We start from the raw sequence: 13,797 nt of genomic DNA, 5'->3' as shown, positions 1-13,797 counted from the left end.
AGCCCTCGTGGAAGCGATTCCACGAGGGCTTTTCCGTGCTCCGGGCAGGGACTTCGTACCGTCATTGGTCTGCACCACTTCCCCGACACCGAGGACCGCCGCAGCCACCGGCCACCGGACGGAAGACCGTTGCCGGACCGCAATGCGGACAGGGGGTGACGCTGGGCGGGACCCTCGCCTAGATTTCCTGCGCATTACATCGGTGATCAGCGAGGGGACGGAGTCGCCGCCATGCCGGAAGAACCAGTAGGAAAGCCAGCGGAACCAGGAGCGGCACCACCCACGGTCACACCCGTGCGGGTGGTCATCGCGCTCTGCCTCATCGCGCCGTTCGTGGCGATGCTCTGGGTGGGTTCGTACGCCAAGATCGACCCGACCTTCATCGGCATCCCGTTCTTCTACTGGTACCAGATGCTCTGGGTGCTCATCTCGACCGCACTCACGATGATCGCGTACAAGCTGTGGCAGCGTGACCAGCGCGCGCGCAAGGGGGGTGCGTCCGCATGAAGGACGGCGTGAACGGCATCGCGCTCGGTGTCTTCATCTTCTTCTTCCTGGCCGTCACGGTCGTCGGCTTCATGGCCGCCCGCTGGCGCAAGGCGGAGAACGAGGCCAGCCTCGACGAATGGGGCCTGGGAGGACGGTCCTTCGGTACCTGGGTCACCTGGTTCCTGCTCGGCGGCGACCTCTACACCGCGTACACCTTCGTCGCCGTGCCCGCGGCGATCTACGCGGCCGGCGCGGCCGGCTTCTTCGCGGTGCCCTACACCATCCTGGTGTACCCGCTGATCTTCACCTTCCTGCCGCGCCTGTGGTCGGTCTCGCACAAGCACGGCTACGTCACCACCTCGGACTTCGTCCGCGGCCGGTTCGGCTCCAAGGGGCTGTCGCTGGCCGTCGCGGTCACCGGCATCCTCGCCACCATGCCGTACATCGCGCTCCAGCTCGTCGGCATCCAGGCGGTGCTGGACGTGATGGGCGTCGGCGGCGGCGAGGACACCAACTGGTTCGTCAAGGACCTGCCGCTGCTGATCGCGTTCGCGGTGCTCGCCGCGTACACGTACTCCTCGGGGCTGCGCGCGCCCGCGCTGATCGCGTTCGTCAAGGACGGGCTGATCTACCTGGTCATCGCCGTGGCGATCATCTACATCCCGATCAAGCTCGGCGGCTTCCACGACATCTTCGCCGCCGCGCAGGAGAAGTTCAACGGCCCGCCGGGCGGTAAGCCGACCGGTGCGCTCGCGCCCGGCGTGGACGGCCAGTGGGGTTACGCCACACTGGCGTTGGGCTCGGCGCTGGCGCTCTTCATGTACCCGCACTCGATCACGGCGACGCTCTCCAGCCGCAGCCGCAACGTGATCCGCCGCAACACCACGATCCTGCCGCTGTACTCGCTGATGCTGGGCCTGCTCGCGCTGCTCGGCTTCATGGCGATCGCCGCCGGGGTCAAGGTGGACAACGGCCAGCTGGCGATCCCGCAGCTGTTCGAGGACATGTTCCCCGACTGGTTCGCGGGCGTGGCGTTCGCCGCCATCGGCATCGGCGCCCTGGTCCCCGCGGCGATCATGTCGATCGCGGCGGCGAACCTCTTCACCCGGAACATCTACAAGGACTTCCTGAAGCCCGACGCGACGCCCGAGCAGGAGACCAAGGTCTCCAAGCTGGTCTCGCTGCTGGTGAAGGTCGGCGCGCTCGCCTTCGTCCTCACCATGGACAAGACGGTCGCGATCAACTTCCAGCTGCTCGGCGGCATCTGGATCCTCCAGACGATGCCCGCCCTGGTCGGCGGACTGTTCACCCGCTGGTTCCACCGCTGGGCGCTGCTCGCTGGCTGGGCGGTCGGCATGGTCTACGGGACGGCCGCCGCCTACGGGGTCGCCAGTCCCACCCAGGCGCACTTCGGCGGGTCTTCCAAGGAGATCCCGGGCATCGGTGAGATCGGCTACATCGGCCTGACGGCGTTCGTACTGAACATCGTGGTGACCGTCGTCCTCACCTTCGTCCTGAACGCCCTGAAGGCGCCTGCCGGACTCGACGAGACCTCTCCCGGCGACTACACCGCGGACGCGGGCGACCCGGGCGTGAAGACGGAGCTCCCGCCGGCCACGGCCGGTGCGCCCGGCGGTCACTGACCACGGCGCCACGGGCCGCCGCACCCCCAGCACGTGGGGTGCGGCGGCCCGTTCGCACGTCCGGCGAAAACCCCGTGCCGTCGCCGCCCGGAGGTGCGGCAGACTTCCGTGCATGGACATAACCATCAGGCCGATCGAGCCCGCCGAGTACGCCGCCCTAGGCGAGATCACCGCCGAGGCCTATCTCGGGGACGGGCTGCTGGACTACGGCGCCGACGACCCGTACCTGGTACAGCTGCGCGACGTCCCCCGGCGGGCCGAGGAGGCCGAGGTGCTCGTCGCGACGGACGCCCGGGGCCGCGTCCTCGGCGGGGTCACCTACGCGCCGCCGGGCAACCGCTGGGCCGATATCGCGACGCCGGACGAGGCCGAGTTCCGGATGCTCGCGGTCTCCCGGGAGGCCCGCGGGGCCGGGGCGGGCGAGGCGCTCGTCCGGGCCTGCATCGACCGCGCACGGGCCACCGCGGGGGTCACCGGAATCGTCCTCTCGACGCAGCCGGCCATGCGCGGGGCCCATAGGATCTACGGGCGCCTCGGCTTCGTCCGGACCCCGGAAAGGGACTGGTATCCGATCGAGGGGCTCTCGCTGCTGACGTACCGACTGGAGTTCCCGGCGGTCTCCTGATCGGCCACGCGACACAACATGTGGGGGCTGCCTCATCGGGCGGCCCCCACATGTATGCTCGTGCTCGCTGTCGCCGCAGGGAAATCCGGTGCGAATCCGGAACTGTCCCGCAACGGTGTGATCGGTGTGCTTTTGCGCACCCCGAGTCCGAGGACCTGCCGACAGCGCGTCCGGCTCGACCGAACCGGACGCCCAGACGTCCGGGCCTCGTGGATGGGCCGGTGGACGCCGCACGGAGTGCTGCCCGAACGGGCCCCGCTCCGCCCGGCTGCCCCCGCTCCCCCGTCGGCCCAGAGCCGAGCGAGGGAGAGCACCACGTGACCATCGCGCCAGCCGATCCGGTTTCAGCGGCCGAATCAACGGGAACCACGAGCGACGGACCGGGCACCGCACTGCTGCGGACCCTCACCGCCCTCACCGCGGATCTGCCCGACACCGACCCCGGACGCGTCGCCGCCGCCGCGCTGCGCGGCCGCAACGCCCGGTCGGACGAGGCCGAGCTGCGCTCGCTGGCCACAGAGGCGGCCGCCGGCCTGATCTCCGAGGACCCCGCCTACTCCCGGCTCGCCGCCCGGCTGCTCACCCGCTCCATCGCGGACGAGGCGGCCGGGCAGGGCTCGACGTCCTTCTCCGCCTCGGTCGCCGTCGGACACCGCGAGGGCCTGATCGCGGACCGCACCGCCGAGTTCGTGACGCTGCACGCGGCCGCCCTGGACGCCCTGGTGGGACAGGCGCTCACCGACGGCGCCGACGACCGCTTCGGCTACTTCGGACTGCGCACCCTGCACAGCCGCTACCTGCTGCGCCACCCGATCACCCGCCAGGTCGTCGAGACCCCCCAGCACTTCATGCTGCGGGTGGCCGCCGGGCTCGCGGAGGACAACTCGGAGCACGCGCTGGACGAGGTCGCGGCCCTGTACCGGCTGATGAGCCGGCTGGACTACCTGCCCTCCTCCCCCACCCTCTTCAACTCCGGTACCCGGCACCCGCAGATGTCCTCCTGCTATCTGCTGGACTCGCCGCTGGACGAGCTGGACTCGATCTACGACCGCTACCACCAGGTGGCGCGCCTCTCCAAGCACGCGGGCGGCATCGGCCTCTCGTACTCCCGCATCAGGGCCCGAGGTTCGCTGATCCGGGGCACCAACGGGCACTCCAACGGCATCGTCCCGTTCCTGAAGACGCTCGACGCCTCCGTCGCGGCGGTCAACCAGGGCGGCCGGCGCAAGGGCGCCGCCGCCGTCTACCTGGAGACCTGGCACGCGGACATCGAGGAGTTCCTGGAGCTGCGCGACAACACGGGCGAGGACCAGCGGCGCACGCACAACCTGAACCTGGCGCACTGGATCCCGGACGAGTTCATGCGCCGGGTCGACGCGGACTCCACCTGGTCGCTGTTCTCCCCGGCCGATGTGCCCGAGCTGGTGGACCTGTGGGGCGACGCGTTCGACGCCGCCTACCGGGCGGCAGAGGCCAAGGGCCTGGCCCGCAAGACCATGCCGGCCCGTGAGCTGTACGGCCGGATGATGCGGACCCTCGCCCAGACCGGCCAGGGCTGGATGACGTTCAAGGACGCCTCCAACCGGACCGCGAACCAGACCGCGGAGCCCGGCCGCGTCGTGCACTCCTCGAACCTGTGCACGGAGATCCTTGAGGTCACCGACGACGGCGAGACGGCCGTCTGCAACCTCGGTTCGGTCAACCTCGGCGCGTTCGTCGACGGCGGCACGATCGACTGGGAGCGGCTCGACGCCACCGTGCGCACCGCCGTGACCTTCCTGGACCGGGTCGTGGACATCAACTTCTACCCGACCGAGCAGGCCGGGCGCTCCAACGCCCGCTGGCGGCCGGTGGGCCTGGGCGCGATGGGCCTCCAGGACGTCTTCTTCCAGCTGCGGCTGCCCTTCGACTCCGCAGAGGCCCGCGCGCTCTCCACGAAGATCTCCGAGCGGATCATGCTCGCGGCCTACGAGGCGTCCTGCGATCTCGCCGAGCGGTCGGGCCCCCTCCCCGCCTGGTCCGAGACGCGTGCCGCACGCGGCGTGCTGCACCCCGACCACTACGACACCGAGCTGAACTGGCCGGAGCGCTGGGACGCGCTGCGCGCCCGGGTCGCGAAGACCGGCATGCGGAACTCGCTGCTCCTGGCCATCGCGCCGACCGCAACGATCGCGTCCATCGCGGGCGTGTACGAGTGCATCGAGCCGCAGGTCTCCAACCTCTTCAAGCGCGAGACGCTCAGCGGTGAGTTCCTCCAGGTCAACGCCTACCTGGTGGACGAGCTGAAGCGGCTCGGCGTGTGGGACGCGCGGACCCGCGAGGCGCTGCGTGAGGCCAGCGGCTCCGTGCAGGGCTTCGCCTGGATCCCCGAGGACGTGCGGGCGCTGTACCGCACGGCGTGGGAGATCCCGCAGCGCGGACTGATCGACATGGCGGCGGCCCGTACGCCGTTCCTGGACCAGAGCCAGTCGCTGAACCTGTTCCTGGAGACGCCGACGATCGGCAAGCTCTCCTCGATGTACGCGTACGCCTGGAAGCAGGGGCTGAAGACGACGTACTACCTGCGCTCGCGCCCGGCGACCCGGATCGCCCGTGCGGCGTCCGGGCAGGTCGCGGCCGCCGCCCCCATTCCCGTACAGCAGGCGGCCGCGCCCGACGCGGACGCGATCGCCTGCTCCCTCGAAAACCCCGAGTCCTGCGAGGCCTGCCAGTAATGAGCACCAACGACCACAAGAACCTGCTCGACCCGGGCTTCGAACTGACCCTGCGGCCCATGCGCTACCCGGACTTCTACGAGCGCTACCGGGACGCGATCAAGAACACCTGGACGGTGGAGGAGGTCGACCTGCACTCCGACGTCGCCGACCTCGCCAAGCTGTCGCCGGGCGAGCAGCACATGATCGGTCGGCTCGTCGCGTTCTTCGCGACCGGTGACTCGATCGTCTCCAACAACCTCGTGCTGACGCTGTACAAGCACATCAACTCCCCGGAGGCGCGGCTGTACCTGTCGCGGCAGCTCTTCGAGGAGGCCGTGCACGTCCAGTTCTATCTGACGCTGCTGGACACCTATCTGCCCGACCCGGACGACCGGGCGGCGGCCTTCGACGCGGTCGAGGAGATTCCGTCGATCCGCGAGAAGGCGCAGTTCTGCTTCAAGTGGATGGACTCGGTCGAGAAGATCGACCGGCTGGAGTCGAAGGCCGACCGCCGCCGCTTCCTGCTGAACCTGATCTGCTTCGCGGCGTGCATCGAGGGGCTGTTCTTCTACGGCGCGTTCGCCTACGTGTACTGGTTCCGTTCGCGCGGTCTGCTGCACGGCCTCGCCACGGGCACCAACTGGGTCTTCCGTGACGAGACCATGCACATGAACTTCGCGTTCGAGGTCGTGGACACCGTCCGCAAGGAGGAGCCGGAGCTCTTCGACGACGCCCTCCAGCAGCAGGTCACCGACATGCTGAAGGAAGCCGTCGAGGCGGAGCTGCAGTTCGGCCGCGACCTGTGCGGCGAGGGGCTGCCGGGCATGAACACCGAGTCCATGCGCGAGTACCTGGAGTGCGTCGCCGACCAGCGGCTCGAACGGCTGGGCTTCCCGGCGGTGTACGGCTCCGAGAACCCGTTCTCCTTCATGGAGCTCCAGGGCGTGCAGGAGCTGACGAACTTCTTCGAGCGCCGCCCCTCGGCCTACCAGGTGGCGGTCGAGGGCACGGTCGGCTTCGACGACGAGTTCTGAGCCCTTCAGACCCTCGCCCAGCTCCTCAACTGCGGACGCCGTGCGGCCTTCACCGGCTGCGCGGCGTCCGCCGTTTCCGGTGGTGCGGTTCTCCGGCTCCGTTCCGCGTTCCTGAGCTCGCGGTCGATGCGGAGCTCGCGGACGATCCCGATCAGCGCCGGGAGCAGGACGAGGGTGATAACTGCGGATATGCCCAGGACGTTCGTGAATGTGTTCATGCCTCTACTGTCGTCCGTCCGGACGAGATCCGGCAGTGGCAGGACTGTCATGGAGCATCGAATTACTGCCACACTGGGGGCATGCTGAAAAACGTCGCCGTCCTGCTGCTCGACGAGGTCCACCCCTTCGAACTCGGCGTGCTCTGCGAGGTGTTCGGGCTCGACCGCAGCGAGGAGGGCCTGCCGGTGCACGACTTCGCCGTGGTCTCCGCCGATGGCCCGGTGCTCCAGACGCACGCGGGGTTCACCATCAGCACCCCGCACGGCCTCGACCGCCTGGAGGAGGCCGACCTCATCGCCGTACCGGCCGGCAGCCACTTCACGGACCGGGAGTACCCGGAAGAGGTCCTGGAGGCGCTGCGCCGGGCCGTGGACCGGGGTGCCCGGGTGCTGAGCGTCTGCTCGGGGGCGTTCGTGCTGGGCGCGGCCGGACTGCTGGACGGCCGCCGCTGCACCACGCACTGGCGCCACTCCGACGCGCTGGCCCGCCGCTTCCCGCGCGCCTGCGTCGAGCCCGACGTGCTGTACGTGGACGAGGGCTCCGTCATCACCTCTGCGGGCACGGCCGCGGGCATCGACGCCTGTCTGCACCTGGTCCGCCAGGCGTACGGGCCCGCCGCCGCCAACACCATCGCCCGCCGCATGGTGGTGCCGCCGCACCGGGACGGCGGGCAGGCCCAGTACATCCAGCGGCCGCTGCCCCGCGACCGCTGCGACACGGTCGGTGAGACCCTGGTGTGGATGGAGCGGCATCTGAACGAGGAGATGACCGTCGAGCAGCTCGCCACCCAGGCGCACATGTCGCCGCGCACCTTCGCCCGGCGCTTCCAGCAGGAGACGGGCACCACGCCGTACCGCTGGCTGCTGCGCCAGCGGGTGCTGCTGGCCCAGCACCTCCTGGAGACATCGGACGAAACGATGGACACGATCGCGGGACTGGCGGGCTTCGGCAATGCCGCAGCCCTGCGCCACCAGTTCGTACGTTCCTTGGGCACCACGCCGAACGCGTACCGCAGGACCTTCCGCGGGCCGTCGGAGCTGACCGAAGTCGCCTGAGCCCGGCCGCGTTGACATCCGATCATTCGTCCAAGCCTTTCCCGCACCTGTCCATGGACCGGGGCCCGGTGGCGGGCCAGGCTCTGACGATGGACATCCGGACGGCAAGACGAAGGACCATCGGGGCGGTGGTGGCCGCGCTCGCCGCCACACTGCTGCCCTGGCAGAGCGCCGCCGCCGTGGACGGACCGGCCGCCGCCCCGCCGCCGGAGGTGCTGCCCTCGCTGCAGCAGTGGCAGCCGGGGAAGGGCGAGTTCACCCTCACGGACCGGGCCAGGATCGTGCTGGACGGGGTACGGGACCAGCGCATCGCCGCCGACGCGAAGAGGTTCGCCGGCGAGCTGAAGGGCGGCGCCCCGGTGTCACGGGGCCGGGCCAGGTCCGGCGACGTGGTGCTGCGCCAGGACGCGTCCCTCAAGGGGGCGCTGGGCGCCGAGGGCTACCGGCTCGACGTCGGGGACCGGATCACGGTCACCGCAGCGACCTCCACAGGGGTGTTCTACGGTTCGCGCACCGTGCTCCAGCTGCTGAACGACGACGGCCGCGCCGCCCGGGGCTCGGCAACCGATGTGCCCGCGTACCGGGAGCGCGGCGTCGGGGTCTGCGGCTGCTACATCAACGTGTCGCTGCCGTGGTTCGAGCGGCTGATGAAGGACATGGCCTCGCAGAAGCTCAACCAGCTCTGGATCGAGGCGAAGGTCAGGAGCGACACCGACCCGGAGTCCGCGTTCTGGGGTTACTACACCAAGCCGCAGATCCGGTCCCTGGCCGCGATGGCGAAGAAGTACCACATCGAGCTGGTGCCGGAGATCAACTCCCCCGGCCACATGGACACCTACCTGGAGAACCACCCGGAGCTCCAGCTCAAGGACAAGGACGGTGTCGCCTCACCGCCCCGGCTGGACATCTCGCGGCCCGAGGCGCTGACGTACTACACCTCCCTGGTCGACGAGGCCCTGAAGGTGTGGGACACCCGCACCTGGCACATGGGCGCCGACGAGTACATGATCGGCTCCTCGTATCCGGACTACCCGCAGCTGCAGACCGCCGCGACCGCGAAGTGGGGCGCCTCTGCCACCCCCGACGATCTCTTCGTCGACTTCATCAACCAGGTCAACGCGCATGTGAAGGCCGGCGGCAGGTCGCTGCGGATCTGGAACGACGGGCTGACCGGCCACAACGCCACCGTGCCACTGGACCGCGACATCGCGGTCGAGCACTGGCTGGGCGGCGACTCCATCGAGCAGCCGTCGGAGCTGCTGGCCGAGGGACGTCCGGTGATGAACTCCGCGTACTCGCTGTACCTGGTGCGCGGCGGCTTCACGATGGACACCCGGAAGCTGTACGAGAGCGACTGGACGCCGCTGAGCTTCGAGGGCGAGACGCTGCCCGCCACGGCGGCGAACCTGACCGGTGCGAAGATCAGCCTCTGGCCGGACAGCGCGGCCGCCGAGACGGAGAACGAGGTCGAGGCGAAGGTCTTCATGCCGCTGCGCTTCATCGCCCAGGCCACCTGGGGCGGCCCGAAGCCGAGTGACACGTACGCCGGTTTCGAGGCGCTGGCCCGGCGGATCGGTCACGCTCCCGGCTGGGCGAACACCGACCGCGCCCCGCTGGCCGACGGCACCTACCGTCTGACAGCGGGTGCGAAGGCGCTCGCGCCGGGCGCGGACTCCGGGGTGTCCCTGACCAAGGGCGCGGCGGACGGCTGGACGCTGACCGCGACCGCCGACGGGTACTACACCGTCCGCTCGGCCGGGAACGGGATGTGTCTGGACGCGGTGCGCGGGAAGAAGTACCTGGGCGCACCGCTGGAGGTGGGTGCCGAACTGTCGCTCGGGACCTGCTCGGCGGACGCGCGCACCCAGCGCTGGCAGCTGGACACCGGGGCCGGTGCGCTGGTCCTGCGCAACGCCGTCTCGCAGCTCCGGCTGACGGAGCGGGCCGGGGACGGCGCGGCGGTACAGACGACGGGCGGGACGCGCCTGACAGCGAAATCCGCCTGACGCGCGACTGTGGGGCCCGCCGTGACGGCGGGCCCCACACGTGTGCCGGGGCTCCGTTCCGCGGACCGGGCCGGAGTCAGATACCGCAGTTGGGCGCCGACCAGAAGTGGCTCGGCCCCTGGTTCACGTGGACGTGGTCGTTGTGGTCCGGGTAGCCGGGGCCGAGGATTCCGTTGAACCCGTGGTTGCGGGCCTCCTTGGCCAGGGTGCAGAAGGCGATGCCGCCCAGGTCGGCCGCGTCGCCGTACAGATGGCGGCTGTTCGAGGCGCCGCCGACCGAACTGTTGCAGGACGTGGAGCGGAATCCGCTGTTGATGGTGATGGGACGGTCACCGAGCGCGTGGCGCAGCGCCTCCAGCTTCCACATGGTGCTCAGCGCGTTGGCCTTGGCCGTGCCCGCCGCGACCGCGCCACCGGCCCAGGTGCTGTTGCACTTGTTGAGTTCGGCGTAGGTGAAGTGGACGGGCGTGCAGTCGTTGTCCTGGAGGGCGTAGAGCTTGGCCTGGGTGGCGGGGCCCGCGACGCCGTCGGCGGCCAGCCCGTAGGCGGCCTGGAAGCGCTTGACGGCGGCGGTGGTGGCGGGTCCGTAGGAGCCGTCCACGGCGAGTACGGAGTTGTACCCGGGGTATCCGGCCACCCGGATCTGGAGCTGGACGACATCGTTGCCGGTGGCGCCGGAGGACAGCGTGCGGGTCCAGGTGTAGCAGCCGTCGGCCTGGGCCGTGCCGGCCGTGACCACGGCCCCGCCCAGCGCGAAAGCCATGGTCATGACAAGGCCGAGCAGGAGTCTCGCGGAACGTCTGAACATGGGGGCTCCCTACCACGACGAAGGTGTGGACAGAGAGACTGTCGGACGAGTCGACGCGCGTCAACTACACCTGAGAGAAGGCAGGTTGACGGGAGGGAGAAGCGGCGGGGCCCCGCCCGGCGAACCGGGACAGGGCCCCGCACATCTGTGCGCTCAGCCGGTTCAGCTGTTCGGCACGATCTCGTAGCGCGGGGTGTTCTCCTCCATCTGCCGGAGCGCGTCCTTGCGGTCGCGCTTGGAGAGCCGGTCGATGTACAGGTACCCGTACAGGTGGTCCGTCTCGTGCTGGAGGCAGCGGGCGAAGTAGCCGTTGCCCCGCACCTTGACCGGGTTGCCCTTCGCGTCCTGTCCGCGCACCACCGCGTAGTCCGGGCGGGCCAGCGAGGCGTACGCCGTCGGGACCGAGAGGCAGCCCTCGTTGGCGTCGTCCAGGACGCGCTCCTCGGGCGCCAGCTCGTCCAGCACCGGGTTGCAGATGACGCCGGTGTGCCGCACCCCGTCGTCGTCCGGGCAGTCGTAGACGAAGACCTTGAGGTCGACGCCGATCTGGTTGGCGGCCAGGCCCACGCCCTCCGCCGTCCGCTGGCTGGCGAACATGTCGTCGATCAGCGTGGCCAGCTTGTCGTCGAACTCCGTGACGGCCTTGCACTCCTTGTGCAGGACCGGATTGCCCACCACCGTGATCGGGCGCGAGGTGCCGCGCTCGCGGTAGGCCGCCTCACGCGCCTCGCAGTCCTCCGTGTCGACGAGAAACCCCTCGCTGTCGACGCCGTCGACGCTGATCTGCTCGTCCGTCTGCTCCTGCGCCATGTCCGCCGTACGCCTTCCTCACAAGCTGAGATCCGGGATCTGCGGCTCGCGAGGACCCGGGCACCCGAGCACCGGAATCGGTGCGCGTACAGCCTACGGGTACGGGTCAGCAGACCTCTTCCAGATCCCGCCACTCCCGGCTGTCCGGGCTGTCCGCCACCCAGCCGTCCAGCAGTCCGCGCACCAGTCCGGCGGGCGCCGCCAGGCCGCACTCACGCTCCGGTACCCACAGCTCACCGGCGGTGCGGTGGCCCAGCGGGCCGGGGTGGCCCGGCTCGCTGTGGTCGTGCGGGTCGAGGTGCTCGCCGTCGCCCTCGTCGCTCTCCATCCGGCTCTCCGAGCAGGCCCGGCAGAGCAGCCGGACGGACGAGGACCAGTCCTCCGCCGCGAAACCGGCGTCGGAGGCCAGCTGCTCCAGGGCGTCCCGGTCCGCCTCAGTGGCGGCTTCGAGGAGCACCACCCAGGTCGGCACGGGGGACGGCGCCCACAGCTCTATCTCGTCGAACACGGGGTACGAGGGCCCGGCCGCGGTGATCCGCTCGCCGTTCGGCACCCCGTCGTGCAGCACCACCTCGCCCCAGCGCCGCCCGGAGGACGGCAGCGGGATCGACAGCACTTCCATCCGCGCCGGATCCAGCCTGCGGCCCCACACGACCTCGGCCTCACCCTCCGGCGACAGCCGTACGGCCGCACTGCCCAGGTCCATGCCGACCGGCTCGCTGTTGGAGGCGGGGGTCTGCTGCCCGCCTCCGGGCACCCGCAGCCCGTACGCCTGCCAGGCCCGGCGCGCCAGCGGCCAGTCCTGCAGCGCGGTGGCGGCGATCCCGACGTTCCACCAGTCGGGAGCGCCGGACTCCTTGTCGAGCAGCGCGACGGCCCGCAGCCCGGCGGCCCGCGCCTGCTCCCAGTCATGCCGGAACTTGTGCAGCAGCGCCAGGTTGAACCATGACTCGGAGAGCCAGGGCTCCAGGTCCGCCGCACGCGTCAGCAGCGCGCCCGCGTCCTCGTACCGGCCGTCGCCGATCAGCGTGAACGCGCGGTCCGTGGCCTGCCGCCAAGAGGCGGAGGGCCGATGCCGTACCTTCCCGAAGATCCTCACGATTCCCGCCTGTCCCGACTGGACACCCTCGTTTTCCGCTCTCTTCGCATCCAACCATGCCCGACCGGACGCCCGCTCATTACCCATGGGTTACCCAGGTGGGACGGGGGTCAGACCGCCCCTGGCCAGAACCCGGGCGAGCGATTCCACGACCTGGGGCTGATAGTCGTGAGCGGTCCCGAGCCTGAGCCGTTCCAGCGCGCCGAGCGGCCCACCCGCGCTTTCCCCGCACAGGTCGTCGTACGCGTTGACCGCCCTGACGATCCTGGCGGACAGCGGCTGCTCGCGGAAGGGGTCCGCCTGCTGTTCGACGACGACGGCGACCCTCGCGTCCACCCCGGTCTGGCGGACCACGGCCCCGCCGAGCAGGGCGATCCGGCGCTGCTCGGCGGCGGGCAGCGTGGCGGTGGCGCCCTCCGGGACCGGGTCCACGAGCGAGAGCTGGCCGATGTCGTGCATCAGGGCCGCGTACTCCAGGACCGTGAGCTCGGGCCCGGAGAGCCCCAGCTCACGGCCGACGGCCGTGCAGAGCGCCGCCACCCTGCGGGCATGGCCGTGCGGGGTGTATCCGGCGATCTCGGTGGAACGGGCGAGCGAGGCGATGGTCTGCCGGTAGGTGGTGCGCACGGCGACGAAGCGGCGGAAGGACAGCTGGGTGAGCAGCAGCGGTACGCACAGGACGGGCAGCGCCCACAGCCCGGCCGCCGCGACCCCGAGCGCCATGACCGCCCCGGTCGCGCAGACCGCGGAGCCGATGCCCAGCAGGGCCCGCAGCTCGTCGCGGAGCAGCGGGCCGTACGGGAGAGGGGTGCCGGCCCGCAGCAGCAGGGCGCCGAGCACGGCGTCGCACAGCGCGGTGAGGCCGAGCAGCAGGAGCAGGAAGGCCGCGTAGTACGGCCCGTCGCCGAACCAGCTCTCGGACCGGCCGGAGTTGTAGAGCGGCTGGAAGCACACGGCCGCGAAGGCCACGGTCAGGACGCGGCGGGCCAGCTGGTCGGGGCCCGGCCCCCGGCCGCGGGCGACATGGGGCACGGAGGCGGCCAGCTGGGCCGCGACGAGCACGGCGATCACCTGGAGGGCGCCCTGCCCGGTGGGCTCCCCGCCGCTGCGCCCGAGCAGGGCGTACGCGAGGGCTCCGGCGGCGCCGAGTGGCGCGGGCTCCCGTTCCCCGGGGAGCGCGCCCCAGCGGGCCAGCTCACCGATGGCGATGAGCACGCCGAAGGCGAGGGCGTGGCCGGGGTCGTGGACCCCGTACCAGAGGGTGTGGGCGAGCGCGGCGGCGGTGAGCGCGAGGGCGGCGGCGCGCACGGCCG

At 70.7% G+C, this 13,797-nt stretch carries 12 protein-coding genes and 1 riboswitch; of the genes, 7 read left to right on the top strand and 5 right to left on the bottom strand.

What is annotated here, in order from left to right; genetic code table 11:
• Positions 1–231 precede the first annotated feature (231 nt).
• From ACZ601_RS28745 to ACZ601_RS28725, 5 genes are all read left to right on the top strand, one after another.
• The gene (locus ACZ601_RS28745; protein WP_440573748.1) at positions 232–507 is read left to right on the top strand and encodes a DUF3311 domain-containing protein; all 276 of its coding nucleotides are present in this window, start codon (positions 232–234) and stop codon (positions 505–507) included.
• Entirely contained in the window at positions 504–2,132 is a 1,629-nt protein-coding gene (gene mctP, locus ACZ601_RS28740) for a monocarboxylate uptake permease MctP (protein ID WP_469543315.1), read from the top strand. Before ACZ601_RS28745 ends, mctP begins: the two co-directional genes overlap by 4 nt.
• 112 nt (positions 2,133–2,244) lie before the next feature.
• Entirely contained in the window at positions 2,245–2,757 is a 513-nt protein-coding gene (locus tag ACZ601_RS28735) for a GNAT family N-acetyltransferase (RefSeq protein WP_469543312.1), read from the top strand.
• Positions 2,758–2,811: 54 nt separating this feature from the next.
• Positions 2,812–2,934: riboswitch (cobalamin riboswitch) on the top strand.
• Between the two features lie 140 nt (positions 2,935–3,074).
• A complete protein-coding gene (locus tag ACZ601_RS28730; protein ID WP_469543309.1) occupies positions 3,075–5,471 on the top strand; it encodes a ribonucleoside-diphosphate reductase subunit alpha in 2,397 nt (798 codons plus the stop codon).
• The gene (locus ACZ601_RS28725; protein WP_469543306.1) at positions 5,471–6,487 is read left to right on the top strand and encodes a ribonucleotide-diphosphate reductase subunit beta; all 1,017 of its coding nucleotides are present in this window, start codon (positions 5,471–5,473) and stop codon (positions 6,485–6,487) included. The genes ACZ601_RS28730 and ACZ601_RS28725 overlap by 1 nt, the downstream gene beginning before the upstream one ends.
• A gap of 5 nt (positions 6,488–6,492) precedes the next feature.
• Here ACZ601_RS28725 and ACZ601_RS28720 read toward each other — a convergent pair whose 3' ends face one another.
• Positions 6,493–6,705, bottom strand: coding sequence for a hypothetical protein (locus ACZ601_RS28720; protein WP_469543304.1), 213 nt, complete (start codon positions 6,703–6,705; stop codon positions 6,493–6,495).
• Between the two features lie 81 nt (positions 6,706–6,786).
• Here ACZ601_RS28720 and ACZ601_RS28715 point away from each other — a divergent pair, with 81 nt between their 5' ends.
• Entirely contained in the window at positions 6,787–7,761 is a 975-nt protein-coding gene (locus tag ACZ601_RS28715; protein ID WP_469543300.1) for a helix-turn-helix domain-containing protein, read from the top strand.
• Between the two features lie 89 nt (positions 7,762–7,850).
• Positions 7,851–9,767 carry a family 20 glycosylhydrolase gene (locus ACZ601_RS28710; protein ID WP_469543298.1) on the top strand — a complete coding sequence of 639 codons (1,917 nt, stop codon included), beginning with the start codon at positions 7,851–7,853 and terminating at the stop codon, positions 9,765–9,767.
• Between the two features lie 76 nt (positions 9,768–9,843).
• Here the strand turns inward: ACZ601_RS28710 and ACZ601_RS28705 are convergent, their stop codons facing one another.
• The 4 genes from ACZ601_RS28705 to ACZ601_RS28690 form a co-directional block, all read right to left on the bottom strand.
• On the bottom strand, positions 9,844–10,575 hold the full coding sequence (locus ACZ601_RS28705; RefSeq protein WP_440573740.1) for a D-Ala-D-Ala carboxypeptidase family metallohydrolase: 732 nt from the start codon (positions 10,573–10,575) through the stop codon (positions 9,844–9,846).
• A gap of 162 nt (positions 10,576–10,737) precedes the next feature.
• Entirely contained in the window at positions 10,738–11,385 is a 648-nt protein-coding gene (def, locus tag ACZ601_RS28700) for a peptide deformylase (RefSeq protein ID WP_469543295.1), read from the bottom strand.
• Positions 11,386–11,491: 106 nt separating this feature from the next.
• Positions 11,492–12,484 (bottom strand): tetratricopeptide repeat protein, encoded by a 993-nt coding sequence (locus tag ACZ601_RS28695; RefSeq protein WP_328695642.1) that lies wholly within the window; start codon positions 12,482–12,484, stop codon positions 11,492–11,494.
• A 90-nt stretch (positions 12,485–12,574) separates the two neighbouring features.
• Positions 12,575–13,792 (bottom strand): HD-GYP domain-containing protein, encoded by a 1,218-nt coding sequence (locus ACZ601_RS28690; RefSeq protein ID WP_469543540.1) that lies wholly within the window; start codon positions 13,790–13,792, stop codon positions 12,575–12,577.
• Positions 13,793–13,797 lie beyond the last annotated feature (5 nt).

The organism is Streptomyces sp. NPDC104307, from assembly GCF_055584045.1.
Note: the sequence above shows the minus strand (reverse complement) of the source record. Positions and strands in the feature narration are given on the sequence as shown.